Origin of the sequence: Providencia sp. PROV141 (assembly GCF_028481645.1) — a bacterium.
In the GTDB taxonomy this organism is placed as follows: domain Bacteria; phylum Pseudomonadota; class Gammaproteobacteria; order Enterobacterales; family Enterobacteriaceae; genus Providencia; species Providencia rettgeri.
The window spans coordinates 74275-97588 of record NZ_JAMPPR010000017.1; the positions used below are offsets into that span (position 1 = coordinate 74275).

A 23314-nucleotide genomic window follows, 5' to 3' on the forward strand; every position below is an offset into this window, starting at 1 on the left:
TTATTGAGTGAGTTATGCGACGGTCAACTGCCCTGCGTATAACACAAAGAAGCGTAAGCAGAAGACACCCAGTAAGCTTGCACCACTGATAATCAATACTCTTGCTGCACCTTGTCCTTTATCCATCCATTTTTTGAATAGCAGAGGAATAATAAAACCAAATCCGACAACACCAATCCAAAACCACCAAGTCCAGAAACCACCGCCTAATGCGGCAATTAATGAGCGAAGTTTTCCATCGTCCCCTAACGCTAACCCAACAAAAAAGGCTGCTAATAGGAATATCTCGAGCCAAATAACAAAGCTTTCGATACGGTGTAAAAATGCGGTTTCGTCGTTATGGATATTTTTACGGTAGCGTAATGCGATTGCCATTAATGATACCGCGATACCTGACGATATTCCTGAAAATAGGAATAAAGCTGGTAATAATGGATTGTTTAAGAATGGATAAGATTTTAATGCTGAAAGTAAAAATCCGGTATAAGCCCCAAGCAAAACAGCCAAGACTAGCATTACAATATCCAGAGAACGCATCGCACGATTTAGCAGGGTTAATATTCTTGGGATAAGCGTAAACTTAGGCAGCCATTTTTGCTGTAAAACCATGAGCTCTTTTTCATAAATTTTAGCAAGCCAAATAACAAGTACAGCCATATACACTTGGAATAACATTACCCCCATCGACATCACTGAAGTCGGGCTGTAATGAAACATTAATTTCCAGAATGTCCATGGACGCGTCAAATGGAGAATTAAGATCAATAACCCAAAGATGATTGTTGTCGGAGCTAAAATCAGTGTTGTGCGCATGAGAGTGCTATCACTGCCAGCCGCAGTGGGATAATACTGGCGCATAAGTACCGCAAGTACTACTAGCCCAGCCGAAATACCAATTAAGAATAAGTAAACGGCAATGGGCCAGTCCCACACTAAGGGTTCAAAATGGAAAGCAGAAGCTGTTGTCATTGGCTAACCTCCCCATATTTGAACGGGACTCGATACATTTTGGGGTGAGTACCGAGTGCAATTTTGAATCGATAAGTCGGCTTTTCTTTTAGCATCAACGAAATATCGCTCTTAGGATCATCTAAATTACCGAAGGTTAATGCTTTGGTCGGGCAAGATTCGACACAAGCGGGTTGCTTACCCTTTTTTAGATTCGTTTTACGACAAAAATCACATTTATCCGCAGTTTTATTGATAGGGTGAATGAATCTGACGCGATAAGGGCAGGCAGCAATACAGTATTGGCAGCCGACACATAAGTCAGGGTTTACATCAACAATCCCCGTTGTTTTGTCGATAAAAGAGGCACCAGTAGGGCAAACATCAACACAAGGCGCACTTTCACAATGTTGACAGGAATGGCGAAAAAAACGGTATTTAACATCAGGAAATTGGCCTATGGGCTCACTACGGATGATGGTTAACCGTGAAACACCTTCCGGTACTTGGTTAACCTCTCGGCACGCATCCATACACGCCGTACAGCCAATGCACAGATTTTCATCGTGCACCATGCCGTAGCGAACGCCATCTATTTTCATGGTGTTAGCTAGCGTATGGCTAGCAACCCCTCCTACCGCCGCCAGTGCTCCTGTGTAGATAATGAATTGACGACGAGAACAACTCATGGCTGCTCCTTACGCAATTTCACCGCTGCTGGATTGAAATCAGGGTTATTGCGTTGATCTGAGTGACAGTCGACACAAATTTTTACTTTGCCCTTATCAGTCAGGACCTTCATCGTATCTTGTTTCGGATGAAGGTCATGGCAACTGGCACAGGCCACTTTGGTGACGTGGACATCATGAGGCCAGAACGCTTTTTGCAGTTGCTCCGGTAAGTGACATGACAGACAGACACTGTTTTGTTGTTCAACGCTATACATTGGGTTGTTAAAGCGCATGACATCTTTGACGCCTTCACGGTGATCAGGCCCTGGGTTACCGTGGCAGTTGGTGCAAGTCACGGGTAAGTTATTGTTAGGGTTAACCACTTCTGCGTGAGTGCCATGCATGCCTTCTTGGTCTGGTTTATGACAGTCTAAGCAGGCGCTGTCAGCACTGCGTTGCTGCGTGACAACCCAACGGCCTTCGGCATTTTCTTGTGCCATTTGTGGGGTTGCGGATGCGGCTGTTGCCCATAATAAGCCTGTTGCCAGCACCCCAGCAGTTAATAACGAACGTAGTACGCTCATATTCACTCCATTGGTTGTATTGCCCCATTATTTGGGGCAAATCATGGTTATTTGGCTAATAGGTCATTTTTACGAGCTTGGTCATCCCACTGCGGAACGACAGTTTCTAAGAACTCTTGTTTCTCCGCGTTGATTTTTTGCATATCTAAACCAATGGCTTGTTGTGCTTTTTCCTTGGTTGAAATATCAGGGATGGCAATTTCATGGGTGATGCCTTTAGAGCCTAACAGGCGAGCGAGTTTAGTACGTGCATCTGCCGCTTTATCCATCGAACCACCTAACATACGTAGGCCTTCATCTGGTGCGTGCATATGAATACCGTGGGAGGCGATAGCTAAATCCCAGCGCCATTGTGCATGGCGAATATCCGTTAAAATTGGTTTCATTTCATCTTCGGTTGCGCCTGCATCCCATGCAGCTTTCGCTTCAAAGTGAGCGCGTACCAATTGGTCTTCCGCTTTGATTTTCATCTCTTGGATAGCGACTTTACGTTCAGCAACCACATCTTGCAGTTGTTGTTTGCTTTGGGTATGGCAAGTGCTACAGGTTTGTTCGAAATTGTCGAATGGATTACCAATTTTATGGCTGGTGTACAGTTCGCCTTTTTCGTTTTGCAGTTTTGGCATATGGCAATCAATACAGGTCACGTTATTTTTGCCATGAATACCCGCACTCCAAGTTTCATATTCTGGGTGTTGGGCTTTTAGCATTGGAGCTTTCGACAGTGAGTTGGTCCAGTCAGAGAAACCAATGTTATCGTAGTAGACTTCCATATCTTCCACTTTGGTGCCGTTATCCCATGGGAATTTCACGGCTTTTTTATCACCAGAGAAATAATATTCTACGTGGCATTGGCCACACACCATGGACTGTTGGTCGAACCGGCTGGCTTTATCAAACGGTTTGCCAATCGCTTCCATTGCACGCTCTGCATAAGGGCGAGAAAGTGTTAGCTCTGGTTTACCTTTTGCAAAATCCGCTGAGTCGGTTTTATGGCAATCCGCGCAACCTAAGACATTCACCACTTCTGGGCCACCTTTCGCCCACTTACCTTCGAAATAGCCATCTTCGCCATGTTCTTGGATAAGCCTAGCCACATCGGGACTTTTACAGCTCCAACATGCCATCGGAAGCGGGCCATCTTGGGCATCTTTCGGAGCACCAGTTCGTAAGGTTTCACGGACGTCAATAATGGCATAGGCGTGACCACGAGGTTTGTTGTAGTCGCGTGAGAATGGGTATCCAGCCCAGAGTACGACTAAGCGAGGGTCTTCCGCTAATGCGTCTTCTCGGTTTGATTGCTCGGATGTTGCTCGCCAAGAGTGGTATTGATCAGGGTGAGCAGCTTCGAAAGTTTCATTTCGAGCGTTGATGGTAGATGTACTATCTTTAGTCGGAGTTTGAGCATGAACAGAGGTAAAGAGAAATATTCCTGCAACCAGACTCAATAAGCATAGTGCATTATTTCTTATGTTTGCCATAAAAAGGGCCTCGAGTAATTTTAGCCAGTCATCCCTTCATTTTTCGAGTTGTTGTTGTAATGTGACCTGTGACTCGAACTATTTTGGGTATCTTTTTGTTATTTAGGTTTGATAGCAAGCTTTCATCTGCTACCAAGACATTGCCAATTTATATGTGTAACAAAAAACCACACTAAAAATATTGTTTTTGATCAAAAGATAATTTGTAATAAGGAAATAGAATGTGAGGAAATAATAAAAAATAGGTATTATTGAAATTGATATAGTTATTTTTCTGTAGTTTTAAACTGTTACTTTTAATAATTAATTAGTAATGATTCTTATTTTGATATTTGGCGTTATCTGATTTTATTTTATTGATTTTAAAATAATTTTTTTATTTTAAATATTTGAGTGCTGTTTTTAAAATAAAGTTAGAAATGAAAGTTGTTTAATATCAAAAAAAATACAGATATTTTTTTGCTAAATGACATTGCATATACCACTTTAGTGGTAGTTTTGAGCTGGAATTATAATTTAAAAAATTAAAACTTGAGTTTAAATTAATAATACATATTAAAAAAATGTTAATAAATAATTAAAAAGGTCTGCTCGCTTGTCATTTTGATGCTATTTTTAGCTAATGGTGAGTAAATAACGTAAATGTTGTTATTTCTAGTCGTATACGGGTAATTACCTCTTTTACCCACTTGGTAGTATGTATTTTTATAACCTCTATCGTTAATATTTCTCATAAATACACATATAAAAAATGCGGTTTATCAATACGTTTTAGTTTTTTTGTTGGCAATGTAAAGGAAAAAAACATGGTTGATCTCACCCGTCGGGGAGTATTAACTGGTGCGTGGCGTAGTGCAGCCCCAGTGGTTCGGCCGCCATGGAGTGGTAGTGAAACGCAATTTATCGAATTGTGTACCCGTTGCAATGCCTGTGTTGAAAGTTGCGAAACGGCAATTATCCAACCAGGAGCAGGGGGCTACCCTGTTGTTGATTTTAAGCGTGGTGAATGTACATTTTGCTATGCATGTGCAACAGCATGTCCAGAACCTATTTTCCTACCAAAACATTCCCAACCTTGGGATATCTCAATTTCGATTGGCCAAAATTGTCTTGCTTATCTTTCGATTGAATGTCGTCGTTGCCAAGACAGTTGTGAGCCTGAAGTCATCTCTTTTCGTCCGTCAATGGCCGGTATATACCAGCCAAAAGTAGAAACACCAGGTTGTACAGGCTGTGGTGCTTGCGTCGCAGGTTGCCCAGTTTCAGCCATTACCGTGGAGCATGAACATGCACAGTAACTATCAAGTGTGCAGTTTAATAGTACAAGTAAAAAGTGAGCGACTGTCTACTGTGGCCGAAGAAATTAATCAACTTTCCCATTGTGAAGTGGCGCTAAGCGCCCCGGAAAACGGAAAACTGATTGTGGTTGTTGAAGGGCAAGGTAGTAGAACGTTGTTAGATACTATTGATTTAGTACGCGATATTGACGGCGTACTAGATGTTTCGCTGGTTTACCATCAGCAGGAAGAGCAAGGTGAGGAAGATTATGAAACTCAGTCGTCGTAGCTTTATGAAAGCCAATGCGATAGCGGCCGCTGCTGCGGCGGCCGGTATTGGCGCACCGAGCATTGCGAAAGCAGTGGTTGGTCAACAAGAAAGTATTAAATGGGACAAAGCCCCTTGTCGTTTTTGTGGTACAGGCTGTGGGGTACTGGTGGGCACTCAAAATGGTCGTATTGTGGCCAGCCAAGGTGACCCAGAAGCCCCTGTAAACCGTGGTCTAAACTGTATCAAAGGGTATTTCTTACCAAAAATTATGTACGGAAAAGACCGTTTAACGCAGCCAATGTTGCGTATGAAAGACGGCGAATATGACAAAAATGGGGAGTTCACACCGATTACGTGGGAGCAAGCCTTTGATGTTATGGAAGAAAAAGTCAAAACCACATTAAAAGAAAAAGGTCCTGAAGGGATTGGTATGTTCGGTTCGGGCCAGTGGACAGTTTGGGAGGGCTATGCGGCATCAAAACTGTTCAAAGGTGGTTTCCGTTCTAATAACTTAGACCCTAATGCACGCCACTGTATGGCTTCTGCGGTAGTGGGCTTCATGCGTACTTTCGGTATGGATGAACCAATGGGTTGTTATGATGACATTGAGCATGCTGACGCGTTTGTCCTTTGGGGTTCAAACATGGCAGAAATGCACCCAATCTTGTGGTCTCGTATCACCAACCGTCGTCTGTCTAACCCTGACGTGCGTGTTGCGGTGTTATCGACTTTCAAACACCGTAGCTTTGAATTAGCGGATAACGGCATCGTCTTTACACCACAATCTGACTTGGTGATCCTGAACTATATTGCAAACTATATCATTCAAAATAACGCAGTTAATCAGGAATTCCTCGATAAACACGTGAATTTACGTCGTGGTGCAACAGATATCGGTTATGGATTACGCCCAACTCACCCACTCGAACAAAATGCGAAAAATGCAGGTTCTGATGCGTCTGAGCCAATGACATGGGACGAATATAAAGCCTTTGTTGCAGAATATACGCTAGACAAAACCGCAGAAATGACCGGGGTTCCAAAAGATCAGTTAGAGGAACTCGCTAAGCTTTACGCAGACCCTAAAACGAAAGTGGTTTCTTATTGGACCATGGGTTTTAACCAGCACACTCGCGGTGTTTGGGCGAATAACTTAGCGTATAACTTGCACTTACTGACAGGAAAAATTTCTCAACCGGGTTGTGGGCCGTTCTCATTAACAGGCCAGCCATCAGCGTGTGGTACTGCTCGTGAAGTTGGTACGTTCTCACACCGTTTACCTGCAGACATGGTGGTTACCAATGAAAAACACCGTGAGAAAGTAGAAGGTGTGTGGGGGTTACCTGCTGGGACGATCCCTGAAAAAGTGGGTTTACACGCCGTAGCTCAAGACCGTGCTTTAAAAGACGGTAAATTGAATTTCTACTGGGTAATGTGTAACAACAACATGCAAGCGGGCCCGAATATCAACCAAGAGCGTATGCCTGGTTGGCGTGATCCTCGCAACTTTATCGTGGTTTCTGACCCTTATCCAACGGTCAGTGCGTTAGCTGCTGACTTGATTTTACCGACAGCCATGTGGGTAGAAAAAGAAGGGGCTTACGGTAATGCGGAACGTCGTACCCAATTTTGGCGCCAGCAAGTTAAAGCACCTGGCGAAGCGAAATCTGACTTAATGCAGATGGTACTGTTCTCTAAACGCTTTACAACGGATGAAGTGTGGCCTGAAGAGTTACTCGCGAAAAAACCTGAGTTACGCGGTAAAACACTGTATGACGTGTTATTCGCTAACCAAGCTGTAACGAAGTTCCCTGTGAGCGAGTTAGCAGAAGACCAACTTAATGATGAGTCTCGTGAATTAGGCTTCTACTTACAAAAAGGGCTGTTCGAAGAATACGCTGGCTTTGGTCGCGGCCATGGTCATGACTTGGCTGATTTTGATGACTACCACAAAGCGCGTGGTATCCGTTGGCCAGTGGTTGATGGCAAAGAAACTCAGTGGCGTTATAGCGAAGGAAATGACCCTTACGTTAAGGCTGGCGCGGGTTATCAATTCTACGGTAAACCAGATGGTAAAGCGGTGATTTTTGCCCTGCCATTTGAGCCTGCTGCAGAATCACCAGATAAAGAATATGACTTATGGTTATCAACAGGCCGTGTATTAGAACATTGGCATACCGGTAGTATGACACGCCGTGTTCCTGAACTGCACCGTGCTTTCCCTGAATCTCTTGTGTTTATACATCCAATCGATGCGAAAGAGAGAGGTTTACGCCGTGGTGATAAAGTCAAAGTGGTTTCACGCCGTGGTGATGTAACCACGATTGTCGAAACACGTGGCCGTAATAGACCACCAAAAGGCTTAGTTTACATGGCGTTTTTCGATGCTGCGCAGCTAGTGAATAACTTAACACTGGATGCAACCGATCCGCTTTCAAAAGAAACGGATTACAAAAAATGTGCCGTTAAACTGGAAAAGGTGTAATTGCTCATGCCCCAGAAAGCTAAGTCTCAACAGGCTAAGTCCCAGAACAGTCGTCGTCGCTTTTTACGCGATGTCGCCCGCACTGCGGGTGGGTTGGCGGCTGTTGGTGTGGTGCTGGGGCTTCAGCAACAAACTTCCCGTGCGAGTGGCGTCAAGCTTCGTCCGCCGGGAGCCCTTGATGAAAAAGCATTTGCCAGTGCATGTGTCCGCTGTGGGCAATGCGTTCAAGCCTGCCCGTATGACATGTTGAAATTAGCGACATTGGCATCCGGTTTGGCTTCGGGAACGCCATACTTCATCGCCCGAGAAAATCCGTGTGAAATGTGTGAGGACATTCCTTGCGCCAAGGTTTGCCCAAGTGGTGCATTGGATAAAGACATTGAGTCGATTAACGATGCACGCATGGGGTTAGCCGTTTTACTCGATCAGGAAAACTGCCTGAACTTTCAAGGGCTAAGGTGTGATGTATGTTACCGCGTATGTCCACTGATTGATGAAGCCATCACATTGGAACTTGAACAAAACCACCGAACAGGTAAGCATGCGCGCTTCCTACCCACCGTCAATAGCAACTACTGCACAGGATGCGGTAAATGTGAACAAGCATGTGTATTGGAAGAGGCGGCTATCAAGGTATTACCAAGGTCGCTGGCAAAAGGTGAGTTAGGACACCATTACCGCTTTGGCTGGCTGGAGGGTAACAATGGCGAATCGTAAACGTGATGCCGGACGTGAAGCTCAGGCAAAAAAAGGCTGGTGGCAGAGCCACAAATGGTTGGTGTTTAGACGCATAAGCCAATTGCTGGTGTTAGCGATGTTCTTGAGTGGTCCATGGTTTGGGGTATGGATTTTACATGGTAACTACAGCAGTAGCGTATTGTTAGATACCGTACCTTTGACTGACCCATTAATCACCTTAGAGAGCTTAGCAAGTGGTTACTTACCGGGGATCTCAGCATTAGTTGGGGCTGCTATCGTATTCGGGGTTTATGCACTGCTGGGTAAGCGCATTTTCTGTAGTTGGGTCTGTCCTGTAAACCCAGTGACGGATGCGGCGGCGTGGTTAAGACGTAAATTTGATTTTAACCAATCCGCAACCATACCGCGCAATATTCGCTATGTATTGCTGGTGGTGATCCTGATCGGTTCTGCTATTACAGGTACCTTACTTTGGGAATGGCTTAATCCAGTTTCATTAATGGGGCGCAGTTTAATTTTTGGTTTTGGCAGCGGTGCATTGGTTTTAGTTGCACTGTTTTTATTCGATTTATTAGTTGTGGAACATGGTTGGTGCGGTCACCTTTGCCCATTAGGTGCGCTATATGGCGTGGCAGGGTGTAAGGGCGCATTGGTTGTTACAGCGGAAAATAAAGAAAACTGTAGCCGTTGTATGGACTGTTTCCACATTTGTCCGGAGCCGCAAGTTCTGCGCGCACCGGTCCTAGATAAACAAGCTCCAGCGCAGATATCCGATAAAGATTGCATCACTTGCGGTCGTTGCATCGATGTTTGTTCTGAGGATGTTTTTAAAATAACACTAAGATGGAGTTCGGGAGCAAAATCATGAAAAATCCTGTCCTGAAAAAGACGATCAGCCGTTGGGTGGCTGGAATGGCCTTTGTTGTAAGCAGTCTTGTTTGGGCTGCTAATGGTGTAGACCTGACCCAATCACCAGAAGTATCCGGTACGTCAGAAGGAAGCATTCATATTCCGAAAGAGCAAGAAAGAATGGCATTAAACTATGTGAATCAACCACCAATGATCCCACATAGTGTTGAAGGTTATCAAATTACCACCAATACTAATCGTTGCTTGCAATGCCATGGTGTGGAAAATTATCGTACGACAGGGGCACCAAGAGTTAGCCCAACACACTTTATGGATGCAACAGGCAAAGTTCTTGGCGAAGTCGCGCCAAATCGCTACTTCTGTTTACAGTGCCACGTGCCTCAGTCAGACACGGCACCGATTGTTGATAACACATTTACCCCATCCAAAGGTTTTGGGAAATAAGGGGGAATTATGTCAAATAACAATGAAAAGCAAACAAATGATGACAAGCCGAAGAAAAAGGGCTTGTTTGGGTTAATTGGCCGAGTATGGCGCTGGTGGCGTAGGCCAAGCCGCTTAGCGTTAGGGACATTATTACTGATAGGCTTCGTGAGTGGTGTTATTTTCTGGGGCGGATTCAATACCGGTATGGAAATGGCCAATACGGAAGAGTTCTGTATTAGCTGCCATGAAATGCGTGAGAATGTCTATGAAGAATATATGGATACTATTCACTATACTAACCGTAGTGGTGTCCGTGCAACTTGCCCAGATTGTCACGTACCGCATGAGTTTGGCCCTAAAATGGTGCGTAAAATTCAAGCGAGTAAAGAGTTATACGGAAAAATTTTTGGCATCATCGATACGCCACAAAAATTTGAAGACCATCGGTTAGCGATGGCGCAAAGCGAATGGCGGCGGATGAAAAATAACGACTCACAAGAGTGTCGTAACTGCCACAACTTTGAGTATATGGACTTTACTGCACAAAAAGGGGTCGCAGCCAAAATGCATGACCAAGCCATCACGGATGGTAAAACCTGCATTGACTGCCATAAAGGGATCGCCCATAAGTTGCCGGACATGCGTGAAGTTGAACCTGGCTTTTAATTCAAGGTAATCATTTTATGATGAGTTACATCGATGAATTATAAGTAATGATCAATAAATAGGCTGGTTATGCGTTTGAGTATGATCAGCCTAAGTTATATTTGTGTTAAATCAATATATTTGCTTTTTTAATGTGTATTGTATGATGCTGTCACGCAGCATTTACTAACAATATAATAAATCAGGGTAATTAAACTATGTGGAAAAAGCTTCATCAACTAGCCATCCCAGCCAACCTGTATCGGTTATGTGGGCGTCTAATACCGTGGTTTATTATATTGAGTGTAATTTGTTTAGCGGTGGGATGGGTTTGGGGATTTGGTTTTGCGCCAACTGATAAAGTCCAAAGTCAAAGCTATCGTATTATGTATATCCATGTTCCTGCTGCAATGTGGTCGATGGGAATTTATGCCACGATGGCCATTACGGCTTTTGTCGGTCTAGTCTGGCAAATGAAAGTCTCAGAATTGGCGATAGCAGCGATGGCACCAGTAGGGGCGGTATTTACCTTTATCGCATTAGTTACAGGTGCGACATGGGGTAAACCAATGTGGGGTGCATGGTGGGTATGGGATGCACGTTTAACCTCTGAATTAATTCTATTTTTTCTGTATGTGGGGATTATTGCTTTATGGCATGCGTTTGATGACCGTCGCACCGCAGGAAAGGCCGCTGCAATTTTAGTATTAATTGGTGTGATTAACTTACCTATCATTCATTATTCAGTTGAATGGTGGCAAACCTTGCACCAACCTTCGACTCGCATGCAAGAAAGCATCAACCCTGCTATGCGTACACCACTTCGTTTAGCTATCCTTGGTTACCTATTTCTTTTTATCTCATTAACGTTAATCCGTTTACGTAGCCAATTATTGATGTTAGAACGTAACCGTCCATGGGTATTAGATATTGTGAATAAAAAAGGACGTCAATCATGACTAGCGCATTTGCATCTTGGAGTGAATTTTGGGCGATGGGCGGCTATGGTTTTTATGTATGGCTGGCGGTTGCGCTGACATTAATACCTATTTTGTTACTCTGTTTGCATACGTATATACAAAGAAAAATGATAATAAATGCAATTATTCAACAGCAAGCTCGTGAAGTCAGGCAAAAAGCAGCAAGAGCGCGTAGGGAGGGAGTGTGAATATTCGTCGTCGTAACCGACTTTGGCTGATCTGTTCCATATTGGTTGGTGTGGGGCTAACCCTCGCATTAATTCTCTATGCATTACGCTCAAGTATTGACTTGTTTTATACCCCCGGTGAAATCATTTATGGTAAGCGAGAAACTCAGCAAATCCCTGAAGTTGGGCAACGCTTACGTGTCGGTGGCATGGTCATGCCAGGTAGTGTAGTACGTGATTCTGACCCTGTCTCTAACGCTGTCAATATCACTTTCACTGTTTATGATGCCGAAGGCGAGGTTAATGTAAGTTATCATGGAATTTTGCCCGACTTATTCAAAGAAGGGCAAGGTGTCGTTGTTCAAGGGGAATTACAAGAGAATAATCATATTTTAGCGAAAGAAGTGCTCGCGAAACATGATGAAAACTATACGCCACCAGAGGTTGAAAAAGCGATGCAAGAAAACCATCGCAGGCCAGCTGCTGCCTATAAGGACAATGCATCATGATCCCTGAAATTGGTAGCGTTTTACTGTGCTTGGCATTAGGGCTTGCCGTTTTGCTGTCTTTTTACCCGCTATGGGGAGTGGCACGCAATGATGCACGCTTAATGGCATCATCACGTCCATTAGCATGGTTACTTTTTCTTTGTGTAACAGGGGCATTCCTAGTATTAGTGAATGCCTTTGTTGTTAATGATTTCTCAGTCACTTATGTTGCCAATAACTCTAATACGCAATTACCTATTTGGTATCGTGTTGCGGCAACATGGGGAGCTCACGAAGGCTCATTATTACTTTGGGTATTATTAATGAGTGGCTGGACATTTGCGGTGGCAATTTGCAGTTATCGCATGCCTCTCGACATTGTTGCTCGTGTTTTAGCTGTTATGGGGATGGTTAGCGTTGGTTTTTTGCTGTTTATCATCTTCACTTCAAATCCGTTTTCGCGCACGCTACCCGCCTTTCCGATTGAAGGGCGTGACCTCAATCCATTACTGCAAGATCCAGGGCTGATTTTCCACCCACCATTGTTATACATGGGATATGTCGGTTTTTCAGTGGCATTCGCCTTTGCGATTGCTGCATTGTTAAGTGGCCGGTTAGATAGCTCTTTCACGCGTTTTGCTCGCCCTTGGACGATGGCAGCATGGTTCTTTTTAACGCTAGGGATCATGTTAGGTTCCGCATGGGCTTATTATGAATTAGGTTGGGGGGGCTGGTGGTTCTGGGACCCGGTGGAAAATGCTTCCTTTATGCCATGGTTAGTGGGAACAGCATTGATCCACTCACTCTCCGTGACTGAGCAGCGAGCCACTTTTAAAGCATGGTCACTATTATTGTCGATTTTTGCTTTCTCATTGTGTTTGCTCGGGACTTTCTTAGTCCGCTCGGGGGTACTGGTTTCCGTACACGCCTTCGCCTCAGACCCATCTCGAGGGTTATTCATCTTAGCCTTCATGGTGTTAGTGATTGGCGGCTCTTTATTAGTGTTTGCACTGCGTGGGCACAAAGTACGCTCAAGAGTTAACAATGCGCTATGGTCCCGTGAATCCATGTTATTGGGCAATAACGTTATCCTAACAGCCGCGATGTTAGTCGTGTTACTCGGTACATTGCTACCGTTGGTCCATAAACAAATTGGTCTGGGTACGATTTCCATTGGTGAACCGTTCTTTAATACCATGTTTATCGCGTTGATGGTGCCATTTGCCTTGCTACTGGGGATTGGACCACTCGTACGTTGGGGGCGTGACCGCCCTGCGGCGATTAAAAAGTTATTAATCATTGCAACCGTATTAACCGTTATTCTCTCATTTGCCCTGCCATTATTAATGGAAGATAGGGTAGAAGCCCTGACGGTTGTTGGCTTAATGATGGCGTGCTGGATTGCTATTCTTGCCTTCGCAGAAATGCGAGTCCGCATCAGTAAGAAAATCAAGCTCACACCAAGTTACTGGGGAATGGTACTGGCGCACTTAGGTTTGGCGGTAACTATCGTTGGTATTGCCTTTAGCCAAAATTACAGTATTGAGCGTGACGTGAAAATGAAGCCGGGTGATAGCATTTCAATTCGTGCTTATACCTTTGTATTTAACGGAGTACGAGAAGCTGATGGCCCTAACTACCAAGGTGTTATTGGCAGTATTTCAGTGAAGGAAAAAGACAAAGTCATCGGTGTTTTAATGCCAGAAAAACGTTTTTATAGTGTTAGTCGAGCTGTTATGACTGAAGCGGCGATTGATGGGGGTTTTACTCGCGATTTATATGCTGCATTGGGTGAGGAAATCGCTAAAGATACATGGACTATGCGTTTGTATTATAAACCGTTTGTTCGTTGGATCTGGTCTGGTGGCGTATTAATGGCTATTGGTGCGTTATTCTGCTTGTTTGACCCACGTTATCGTCGTCGCAAATTACAAGGGGAAACAGCATGAACCGCAAAGTCTTCTTAATTCCTTTTATTATTTTTGCAGGAATTGCCGCGGTTCTGTTATGGCAATTGATGCGTAATGCAGAAGGGGATGATCCTCGTTTATTAGAATCTGCTTTAATTGGTAAGCCAGTGCCTGTTTTTCGCCTTGAATCACTAGAAAACCCAGGCCAGCACTACGAATCCGATGTATTAACACAAGGGCAACCTATCTTGTTGAATGTTTGGGCAACATGGTGCCCAACATGCCGTGCAGAACATCAATATTTGAATAAATTGTCTGCACAGGGTGTTCGTGTGGTTGGGTTGAACTATAAAGATAAACGGGATAAAGCCATTGTGTGGTTGCGTGAGTTGGGCAACCCTTATGCCTTAAGCTTATTTGATGGTGAAGGGATGTTAGGCCTTGACCTAGGGGTATATGGGGCACCTGAAACGTTCTTAATTGATGGCAATGGTGTGATCCGTTATCGTCACGCAGGGGCAATGGACGAGCGCGTTTGGGAAAAAGAGTTTAAACCCCTTTGGGAGCGCTATAATCAGGAGGCGAACCAATGAGGTATTTATTGGGTTTATTGATGTTAACGTTAAGTGCAACGGTGACATATGCATCGACAGAAGTCTTTACTTTCGATAATGAACAGCAAGAGCAGCAATTCCGTAAATTAACCGAAGAACTGCGTTGTCCTAAATGCCAAAACAACAGCATTGCGGATTCTAACTCAATGATTGCACTGGACTTGCGCCAAAAAGTGTATGAGTTAATGAAAGAAGGCAAGAACCGTGATGAAATCGTTGATTACATGGTTGCCCGTTATGGTTACTTCGTCACTTATAACCCACCGCTGACACCACTAACGGTTATGCTGTGGGGATTGCCGTTTATTGCGATAGCGATAGGCGGCTGGATCATTTTTGCCCGTTCTAAAAAACGCGTTAGATTGAAACAGGTTGAGCAGGGTGATGAAGAAGCATTACCTGAGGCCTCTCGCACTAGCAATTGGGTTTATTTACCCGGTTTTATCATTGCATTAGGTGTTGCGGGCGGTGCTTATTATCAGGTAGGTAGCTACGAGAAAGTGGCGGATTGGAATAATGCCTACCAACAAGCTCCGGCCTTGCTAGATAGAGCGCTAGACCCGTCAGAGCCGCCACTTAATAATGCGGAAATGGAACACCTCGCCTTAGGTCTACGTACTCGCCTTCAAGAAGACCCGCAAAATGTAGAAGCGTGGGAAATGCTAGGCCGTATTGGTATGGTGTTGGGGAATGCGACCATGGCAACCGATGCCTATGGCCGTGCTTATCGCCTAGCACCTAAAAATGAAAATGTAGTGATGGGTTATGCGGAAGTTTTGACGCGCTCTTCTGACCCAGAAGATAACCGTCAAGGTGCGGAACTACTTAAAAAGCTGATTGCAGAAGACCGTACTAATGTGAAAGCGTTGAGTATTTTTGCATTCAATGCGTTTGAGCAAGAACGCTACGCTGAAGCCATTTCTGCTTGGCAAATGATGTTAAAACTACTGCCAGAGAATGACCAACGTCGCCCTATTATCGAGCGCAGTGTTGAACAAGCACTGATGATGGTACACGAAAAGAAAGGGTTGCCAGCGAAAGCGGAATAGTTAACGTTAGTCTAACTATTATGATTAAAAGGGAGCAATTGCTCCCTTTTAAGGTTGTTGACAAAGCGAGATAAAAGCGTGGTTTTTCCCGCTTTGTGTTATCAGCCGAAAATCAATGAGTTGATTTTCCTAATTTACTTTCAAAACCAATTAGACTGCTGCCAAACCTATTATGTTTGGCAGCAGTCTAAAAAGGGAGCAACCGCTCCCTTTTATTTATCTGGTGAATAATCCATTTACTCAATTTGTGATCCTTCTCTCAACCTATCATTATTTTACCCATAATAGATTATAACGATTAATCAAGATTATTTTATCTAATTTAATTAATGAAGCTCTAAATATAAATTATTAATTTAACTTTGTTTTATTTTAAAGTTTTTATATTTATGAAATATATAATAAATAATCCGAGTTATTATATTTACTTATGTACTTTCCTCTTAGTCTAAATTTCATAAAATAAACTAATCAATTCTTATATTGTTTTGATAATAATAGAAGATTTACCTTTGGTTATTCTTTTTTGGTTTTTTTTGTTTTTACTTTTATGCTTTTTGCTTTTTTTTGCTTTGCAGGGGGAACCTATGAGTACAATCACATTAATGTAACAAGGTATAAATTAGAGTAAATGCCATGAGGTAAAATGGCATGAAAGCAGAACGACATAAGAAAATAATTAATATTTTAAAAAATACCGGATCAGCCAAAGTTTCTGTTTTATCGAAAGAACTTAATGTCACTAAAGAAACCATTAGAGCAGATTTAAATTCTTTAGCAAAAAAAGGAATTATTAGCCGTTGCCATGGTGGCGCATACATCGAATTTGAAACACTAGATAAAGTTGCTAAAAAAGAAATAATTCAATTTCTTGAGTGCAATGAAAGTTTTAATGAAAGAACAGATAAGGATGATGCCGTGTTAGGTAAAGTATGTGTATTAGGTTCATTTAACGTAGATATGATTAGTTACTTACCTCGGTTACCAGAGGCAGGCGAATCATTATTATCAAATAAATTTATTTTTTCTCCTGGTGGTAAAGGGTGTAACCAAGCATTAGCAGCGAGTTATTCAGACTCTCCTGTACACTTTATTACTAAGATAGGAACAGATCAATTTAGTGAATATGCAATAAATTTTATATCGTCATCTAAAATTAAAACGTCAACCATATACCAAACTGAAAAATATCAAACAGGTACGGCGTCTATATTTGTCTCTGAAAATAGTGGTGAAAATATTATTTCTATATATCCAGGTTCTAATATGGATATTACTGCTGACGAAGTGAAAATTCAAAAAGATAAAATTGTTAACTCAAATATTATTCTTCTTCAGTTAGAGACTAATATTGAAGCGTTAAAGGAAATTATTGAAATTGGTAATGAGTATAATATTCCAATTATTTTAAATCCTGCTCCGTATAACGACATCGTTAATGAATTAATTGAAAATATTGATATTTTAACCCCTAATGAAACTGAAGCAAGTCTGCTTTCTAACATTAATGTTATTGATTTAGAAAGTGCTAAAAAAGCCGCTGAAGTTATCTATCACAAAGGTGTGAAAAAAGTGGTTATTACACTCGGAAGTAAAGGCTCTATTGCATTTGATGGTAATAAATTTATTTATTCTCCAGCTTATACTGCTGTTGTTAAAAATACCGCGGGTGCAGGCGATGCATTCAATGGGGCTCTTGCTGCATCTTTGGCGAAAGGTAAACAGTTTTCTTACGCCTTGCGCTATGCATCGGCGTTTTCATCCCTTGCTGTTGAAACAAGTAATGCTTCAGAAATGCCTGAAGATATAAATGTTATGCATCGTATTAATCAAACAACCTATTCTCAGGTTGTGACTCAATCCCCTGAATAAATTAATATTCTGAAAAGAGGAAAAAAATGAAAATTCTATTTATTGGTGAATCATGGCATATCCATATGATCCACACTAAAGGTTATGACAGCTTTACTTCAAGTAAATATGAAGAAGGTGCAACTTTCTTATTAGAATGTTTAAGAAATAAAGGCGTTGAAATTGATTATATGCCTGCACATACCGTGCAAATGACATTCCCTAAAACCGTAGAGGAATTAGAAAAGTACGATGTTGTCGTTATTAGCGATATCGGTGCCAATACTTTCTTATTACAAAATGACACTTTCTATAATATGAAAGTATTACCTAACGCACTTGGATTAATTAAACAATATGTTAGCCAAGGTGGTGGTTTATTAATGATCGGTGGTTACTTGTCATTTATGGGAATTGAAGCCAAAGCTAATTATAAAAATACATTATTAGCCGATGTATTACCGGTTGACATGTTAGATGGTGACGACCGCGTTGAAGCCCCTGAGGGAGTTTTTGCAACACCCGCTAATACAGGCCATGAATCAATTAAAAACTTTGGTAATTGGCCAATGTTTTTAGGTTATAACAAAGTTGCTGCTAAAGAAAATACACAAGTTGTTTTAAATATTGGTGAAGACCCATTATTGGTATTCGGTGAATATGACAAAGGAAAAACAGGCTGTTTTATGAGTGACTGCTCGCCACACTGGGGAAGTCGTGAGTTTATGGCTTGGGAGCATTATTCAGATATGTGGGTAAATATTCTTAAGCAAATCGCTCGTTAATTAATTCTTTAAAAGTAAAAAATCAAAATAAAGAAAATGGGTGCTGAGTTAATTCAGCACCTTGTAAGCCGATTACAAAAAATAATGACTCATAGTCAAAAATCCAAAAGGAATATTTTATGAGTGTTAAAAGTTATTCTACCCCTTTTTTAATGATAGCGACGGTATTAGCCGGTATGTTATCGCCAATGCAATCCGCAGTGAATGGGCAGCTGGGTGATGTATTAAAAGATGGAAATGCGAGCGCCGTTATTTCATTTGCCAGTGGTTTGGTGGTGATGTTTTTTATCATTATAGCTAAGAAACAAACTAGACAACAATTTGCAGCAATTCCTAGCTTAATTAAAAATAAAAAAATTCCATTGTGGAACTGGTTTGCAGGCCTGTGCGGTGCGATGGTGGTGTTTTCTGAAGGCGCATCCGCGAGTGCATTAGGTATCGCAACTTTCCAAACTGCATTGATTTCTGCACTATTATTATCAGGTTTGCTGTGTGACCGTTTTGGTATTGGTATCGATGAGAAAAAACCATTCACTACCTTTCGTGTATTAGGTGCCATTTTTGCGGTTGTCGCGACGTTGTTTGTGGTTTCACCACAGTGGCATTCAAGTTCTGCCATTTATTTAGCTATTTTGCCTTTTTTAGCTGGCTTGTTAGCAGGGTGGCAACCCGCAGGTAACTCAAAAGTTGCAGAAGCAACAGGTTCAATGATGGTTTCTATTACGTGGAACTTTATTGTTGGTTTTACCGTACTGACGATAGCGCTCGTGATCCGTATGGCATTAGGTCATCTCACTTTAGATTTACCGGGTGTTTGGTGGATGTATCTAGGTGGCCCGTTAGGTTTAATGTCCATTGCATTAATGGCAATCTTAGTCCGCGGCTTAGGTTTGTTGATGCTCGGTGTTGCTTCAACGGCAGGGCAGTTATTAGGTTCGGTACTGATTGACTTATTGCTACCGTCTTTGGGCAATACCGTGTACTTAGTGACTATTATTGGAACAGTATTTGCTTTAGTCGGCGCAATTATTACGACCATTCCTGAGTTTAGAGAAGCCAAAGCGACAAAAGCCGCAGGAGTATAAAATGAAAGGTTATATCCAAACGGTGACAGGGCCCGTTAAAAAAGAAGATATGGGACTGACATTACCACATGAACATCTGTTTAATGATTTATCAACGGTTGTCGATGAGCCATTTTATGACTTCTCACATGTGTTGGTTGATAAAAAAGTCAGTGCCGATATTCAATGGGGACTGAAGCACGACCCATATTGCTGCTGTGACAATATGGATAAAAAGCCTATCGAAGATGTGATTTATGAAGTCAATAATTTTAAGGAACTTGGCGGTAAAACATTGGTAGATGCTACAGGTTCCAAAGCGATTGGCCGTGATGTACATCAATTGCGTGAAGTTGCCATTCAAACGGGTATTAATGTGGTTGCTTCTTCTGGTCTGTATATTGAAAAGTTTGAAGGTGACCGCTTAGTCAATGATATCGATGCTATGGCTAAAATGATTGATGATGAGCTCAATGTAGGCATTGATGGAACGGATATTTGTGCAGGAATGATTGGTGAAATCGGAGTATCTCCTTTTTTTACTGATGGTGAAAAGAATAGCTTAAGAGCGGCATCAGTAGCGCAACTGGCTAATGACCATGTCTCAATGAATATTCATATGCCAGGCTGGCAACGTCGGGGAGATGAAGTTCTCGATATTTTAATCAAAGAAATGGGTGTTAATCCCGCTAAAATTTCATTGGCACACTCAGACCCGTCAGGTAAAGATTTTGATTATCAACGCCGTATGCTTGATAGAGGTGTTTGGCTTGAGTTTGACATGATTGGGCTAGATATTTCATTTCCAAAAGAAGGTGTTGCACCAACAGTAACAGAAACAGCGGATGCGGTTTGTAAACTGATTGAGATGGGGTATGGGGCGCAAATCGTGTTGAGCCATGATGTTTTTCTCAAACAAATGTGGGCAAAAAATGGTGGTAATGGCTGGGGGTTTGTACCCAATGTTTTTCTCTCGTTATTGGCCAAAAAAGGGGTGGATAAATCGATGATTAACCGCCTTTGTATTGATAACCCTGCAAACTTATTAGCATAGAATACCCTTTGTTATTTTTAGAATTTTTTGGATGGAAAATTAGTAGCAATCACTTGTGGTTGCTACTTTTTTATGGCGCCTTTAAAACAGTTTGGTGACTTAGAGAAAAGTACCTAATACTATAAATCAGTCAATTGATTGATTTTTCAATGGGTTTGTATTGATGATAGATAATCAATTTTATTAATAAAGTTCATCTTAAATTAACATTTGCGGTAAATATCAATAACAATGGGTATCTAAATAAGATACAATTCTGCGCTATAAATTCGTACTCAGATGACGGAAAAACGTTGCACCTGCGCACTTCAATCAGACAATTTGCTGCCTATCTTGCACTATTGGCTGTGGCTATGCTGTTTATTGCTCCATTGTTCTCTAAATCGATGAGGCTGATGGAACACTGCGTGAGCCCTAACCCTAATAGTGCAATTGATCATTCATCGGCAGACCATACGATGCACACGCATCAAGGTATGCTGATGCCTGAAAATTGTGATGTTTCTGCGCCAATGAATCACATGTTAATGACGGGGATTGGGCAATCTCCGATGGAAGACATTGCATGTGGTTACTGCCAATTATTGATCCACTTTCCATTTCTTATCTTATTTATTGCTGCAGTTATTCGGCAATTAGCCACGCTGACACTATTTATTCCTTTTGAACGTTGTGTTCACATTTGGTTATTTAGACCATGGTCATTACACCTTGCTCGAGCCCCGCCTATTTCCTGATGTCTTAGCATTGTAAATATTACAAATCAATTTATTGCTATTTTGCCTTCACTGGGCAAAACGCGTTCGCTCACCTTGAATTTTTTTGCTTATTAAGCAATTTATCTGTGGGAGCTGAAATGTGTTTGCAGCCTAAAAGATGAAGGCAGCATCTTCCTTTTCTAAGAAACAGGTGAAAAATGAATACACACGTTTTTAAAGTGGCTCCTATTGCGACACTGGTCATTAGTGCAATTTTTACGGCGTCTACAGTTGCTAAAACTGAAATAAACCAAAGCCTACTTTCAGATAGTTCAGTGATGATTGTTACTGCGCCGGTCGACTCACCATTAACCATTACGACATCCCCTAAAACACCAAGGCAGCCAGTCCCTGCAAGTGATGGTTCTGATTACCTCAAAACCATCCCTGGTTTTTCACAAATACGTAATGGTGGAACTAACGGTGATCCGGTTTTTCGCGGCATGTTCGGTTCTCGTTTGCGTATTTTAACCAATGATAGTGAAATGTTAGGTGCGTGTCCTTCTCGCATGGATGCGCCGACTTCTTATATCTCACCGGAAAACTTTGATGTATTGAATATGATTAAAGGCCCGCAAACTGTTTTATGGGGGCCTGGAAATTCTGCTGGAACAATCCGTTTTGAGCGCGAAAAGCCGTTATTTACTGAAGCGGCTATTAAAGGCAACGCAAGTGCCTTAACGGCATCTAATGAGCGTTGGGATGGTAATGCAGATATCAGTTTAGGTAATGAAACGGGGTATATTCGTGTCATTGGTAATAAATCACGTTCAAATGATTATAAAGATGGCAATGGTGATAAGGTTCCTTCGAAATGGGATAAGTGGAATGCAGATATTGCTGTTGGCTGGACGCCTGATGAATACACATTATTAGAACTGACTGCCGGTAAAGGTGATGGAGAAGCTCGCTATGCGGGGAGAGGAATGGATGGGTCTCAGTTTAAACGCGAAAGCTTAGGTTTGCGCTTTGAAAAGAGTAATATCGGTGATGTGTTTGATAAAGTTGAGGCTAATATTTACTACAATTATGCCGACCATATTATGGATAATTACTCGCTGCGCTCGCCATCAGGCGGTGGAATGGGGGGGGGCCATATGGGGCATGGAGGCCATGGTATGATGAATATGCCAATGAAAATGCGCGTTGACCGTGAAACCATGGGCGGCCGTACCATGGGAACATGGCTGTGGAAAGATTATGAACTGCGTGCAGGGGCTGACATGCAGACCAATAAACACCGTAAAAACAATAATAATAGTTGGAAAAAAGATGCACAATTCCAAGACTATGGTGTTTTTAGTGAATTAACTTGGCATGCGACTGAACAAGGTAAAGTGGTCAGTGGAGCTCGTTTAGATCGCGTGATAGTTGAAAATAATACAGGCGTGGGTTCTTCAGGGCGAAATACGGTGATGCCAGCAGGCTTTGCACGTTATGAGCATTCATTATCTGGTACGCCGGTTATGTTATATGCAGGTGTTGGCTATACCGAACGCTTTCCGGATTACTGGGAACTGTTCTCGCCTAAACTCGGCCCAGATGGTAGTAATAATGTGTTTGATAAGCTAAAAACAGAAAAAACGACTCAGTTAGATATTGGGGCTAAATATAGCCATGAAGATACCAATGCATGGGTTTCTGCATATGTGGGTCGTGTCGATGATTTTATTCTCTTCCGTTATAGCGCAACAAATCCAAGAATGAGTCAGGTTGAAAATGTGAATGCATTAATTATGGGGGGCGAGCTCGGTGTAGCACAGAAACTCAGTGATGAATGGAAAGCGGATGCAAGCCTAGCTTATTCGTGGGGAGAAAATCGCACGGATGGAAGGGCATTACCGCAAATGCCACCGTTGGAAAGCCGTTTTGGCTTATCATGGGAAAAAGGTGATTGGACCACGACAGGTTTAGTCCGCGTTGTTAGCCGCCAAAATCGCGTTGCTATAAATGATGGTAATGTGGTGGGTAAAGACTTCAGTAAAAGTGCAGGTTTCACGATTTTTTCATTAAATACAGCGTATACAATCAATGAAAACATGAAATTAAGCGCAGGCGTTGATAATTTGTTCGACAAAACCTACAGTGAGCACCTTAACTTAGCTGGAAATAGCGGTTTTGGTTATTCATCCAATGTGCCAGTAAATGAACCAGGAAGAAATTTTTGGGCAAAAATTAATGTGACATTTTAATTATTAGATAAACAACCCGTACAGCACTTGTATGGGTTGTTTGCG

The 23314-nt window shown here is 42.2% G+C and carries 23 protein-coding genes; 19 read left to right on the forward strand and 4 right to left on the reverse strand.

The features are described 5' to 3' along the window. Positions 1-12: 12 nt before the first annotated feature. The 4 genes from nrfD to nrfA are packed head-to-tail and all read right to left on the reverse strand — an operon-like array spanning position 13 to position 3684. Positions 13-969, reverse strand: coding sequence for a cytochrome c nitrite reductase subunit NrfD (nrfD, locus tag PSF09_RS11435; RefSeq protein WP_272683924.1), 957 nt, complete (start codon positions 967-969; stop codon positions 13-15). Beyond that, on the reverse strand, positions 966-1637 hold the full coding sequence (gene nrfC, locus PSF09_RS11440) for a cytochrome c nitrite reductase Fe-S protein (RefSeq protein WP_004913371.1): 672 nt from the start codon (positions 1635-1637) through the stop codon (positions 966-968). The genes nrfD and nrfC overlap by 4 nt, the downstream gene beginning before the upstream one ends. After that, positions 1634-2203: a cytochrome c nitrite reductase pentaheme subunit gene (gene nrfB / locus PSF09_RS11445; RefSeq protein WP_210840264.1), complete on the reverse strand. Its 570-nt coding sequence runs from the start codon at positions 2201-2203 to the stop codon at positions 1634-1636. Before nrfB ends, nrfC begins: the two co-directional genes overlap by 4 nt. A 47-nt stretch (positions 2204-2250) precedes the next feature. Further along, positions 2251-3684, reverse strand: coding sequence for an ammonia-forming nitrite reductase cytochrome c552 subunit (nrfA, locus tag PSF09_RS11450; protein WP_272683925.1), 1434 nt, complete (start codon positions 3682-3684; stop codon positions 2251-2253). Between the two features lie 806 nt (positions 3685-4490). Here nrfA and napF point away from each other — a divergent pair. The 19 genes from napF (at position 4491) to PSF09_RS11545 (ending at position 23269) form a co-directional block, all read left to right on the forward strand. Then, positions 4491-4982 (forward strand): ferredoxin-type protein NapF, encoded by a 492-nt coding sequence (gene napF, locus PSF09_RS11455; protein WP_004262238.1) that lies wholly within the window; start codon positions 4491-4493, stop codon positions 4980-4982. Continuing rightward, positions 4972-5250 (forward strand): chaperone NapD, encoded by a 279-nt coding sequence (gene napD, locus PSF09_RS11460; RefSeq protein ID WP_004913364.1) that lies wholly within the window; start codon positions 4972-4974, stop codon positions 5248-5250. The genes napF and napD overlap by 11 nt, the downstream gene beginning before the upstream one ends. After that, positions 5231-7717, forward strand: coding sequence for a nitrate reductase catalytic subunit NapA (gene napA, locus PSF09_RS11465; protein WP_004913361.1), 2487 nt, complete (start codon positions 5231-5233; stop codon positions 7715-7717). Before napD ends, napA begins: the two co-directional genes overlap by 20 nt. A 6-nt stretch (positions 7718-7723) precedes the next feature. Continuing rightward, the gene (gene napG / locus PSF09_RS11470; protein WP_004262231.1) at positions 7724-8434 is read left to right on the forward strand and encodes a ferredoxin-type protein NapG; all 711 of its coding nucleotides are present in this window, start codon (positions 7724-7726) and stop codon (positions 8432-8434) included. Next, a complete protein-coding gene (gene napH / locus PSF09_RS11475) occupies positions 8421-9284 on the forward strand; it encodes a quinol dehydrogenase ferredoxin subunit NapH (protein WP_272665776.1) in 864 nt (287 codons plus the stop codon). The genes napG and napH overlap by 14 nt, the downstream gene beginning before the upstream one ends. Beyond that, positions 9281-9730, forward strand: a complete 450-nt coding sequence (gene napB, locus PSF09_RS11480) for a nitrate reductase cytochrome c-type subunit (protein WP_004913351.1) — start codon at positions 9281-9283, stop codon at positions 9728-9730. The genes napH and napB overlap by 4 nt, the downstream gene beginning before the upstream one ends. 9 nt (positions 9731-9739) lie before the next feature. Further along, the gene (napC, locus tag PSF09_RS11485) at positions 9740-10378 is read left to right on the forward strand and encodes a cytochrome c-type protein NapC (RefSeq protein ID WP_210839973.1); all 639 of its coding nucleotides are present in this window, start codon (positions 9740-9742) and stop codon (positions 10376-10378) included. Between the two features lie 197 nt (positions 10379-10575). After that, positions 10576-11316, forward strand: a complete 741-nt coding sequence (locus tag PSF09_RS11490) for a heme ABC transporter permease (protein ID WP_210839974.1) — start codon at positions 10576-10578, stop codon at positions 11314-11316. Continuing rightward, on the forward strand, positions 11313-11525 hold the full coding sequence (gene ccmD / locus PSF09_RS11495) for a heme exporter protein CcmD (protein WP_004262214.1): 213 nt from the start codon (positions 11313-11315) through the stop codon (positions 11523-11525). The genes PSF09_RS11490 and ccmD overlap by 4 nt, the downstream gene beginning before the upstream one ends. Beyond that, positions 11522-12013 (forward strand): cytochrome c maturation protein CcmE, encoded by a 492-nt coding sequence (gene ccmE / locus PSF09_RS11500; protein ID WP_004913345.1) that lies wholly within the window; start codon positions 11522-11524, stop codon positions 12011-12013. Before ccmD ends, ccmE begins: the two co-directional genes overlap by 4 nt. After that, positions 12010-13941 (forward strand): heme lyase CcmF/NrfE family subunit, encoded by a 1932-nt coding sequence (locus tag PSF09_RS11505; RefSeq protein WP_004913344.1) that lies wholly within the window; start codon positions 12010-12012, stop codon positions 13939-13941. The genes ccmE and PSF09_RS11505 overlap by 4 nt, the downstream gene beginning before the upstream one ends. Beyond that, positions 13938-14495, forward strand: coding sequence for a thiol:disulfide interchange protein DsbE (dsbE, locus tag PSF09_RS11510; RefSeq protein ID WP_004262204.1), 558 nt, complete (start codon positions 13938-13940; stop codon positions 14493-14495). Before PSF09_RS11505 ends, dsbE begins: the two co-directional genes overlap by 4 nt. After that, on the forward strand, positions 14492-15565 hold the full coding sequence (locus PSF09_RS11515) for a cytochrome c-type biogenesis protein CcmH (protein ID WP_272665778.1): 1074 nt from the start codon (positions 14492-14494) through the stop codon (positions 15563-15565). The genes dsbE and PSF09_RS11515 overlap by 4 nt, the downstream gene beginning before the upstream one ends. A 651-nt stretch (positions 15566-16216) precedes the next feature. After that, positions 16217-17437 carry a PfkB family carbohydrate kinase gene (locus PSF09_RS11520; RefSeq protein WP_272665779.1) on the forward strand — a complete coding sequence of 407 codons (1221 nt, stop codon included), beginning with the start codon at positions 16217-16219 and terminating at the stop codon, positions 17435-17437. A gap of 26 nt (positions 17438-17463) precedes the next feature. Continuing rightward, positions 17464-18201 (forward strand): glutamine amidotransferase, encoded by a 738-nt coding sequence (locus PSF09_RS11525; RefSeq protein WP_272683926.1) that lies wholly within the window; start codon positions 17464-17466, stop codon positions 18199-18201. Positions 18202-18320: 119 nt separating this feature from the next. Continuing rightward, entirely contained in the window at positions 18321-19286 is a 966-nt protein-coding gene (locus PSF09_RS11530; RefSeq protein WP_004913337.1) for a DMT family transporter, read from the forward strand. 1 nt (position 19287) lies between these two features. Further along, entirely contained in the window at positions 19288-20319 is a 1032-nt protein-coding gene (locus PSF09_RS11535) for a phosphotriesterase family protein (RefSeq protein ID WP_272665782.1), read from the forward strand. A gap of 386 nt (positions 20320-20705) precedes the next feature. Beyond that, on the forward strand, positions 20706-21056 hold the full coding sequence (locus tag PSF09_RS11540) for a DUF2946 domain-containing protein (RefSeq protein ID WP_419182214.1): 351 nt from the start codon (positions 20706-20708) through the stop codon (positions 21054-21056). A gap of 179 nt (positions 21057-21235) precedes the next feature. Beyond that, the gene (locus PSF09_RS11545) at positions 21236-23269 is read left to right on the forward strand and encodes a TonB-dependent copper receptor (RefSeq protein WP_272683927.1); all 2034 of its coding nucleotides are present in this window, start codon (positions 21236-21238) and stop codon (positions 23267-23269) included. Positions 23270-23314: the final 45 nt, after the last annotated feature.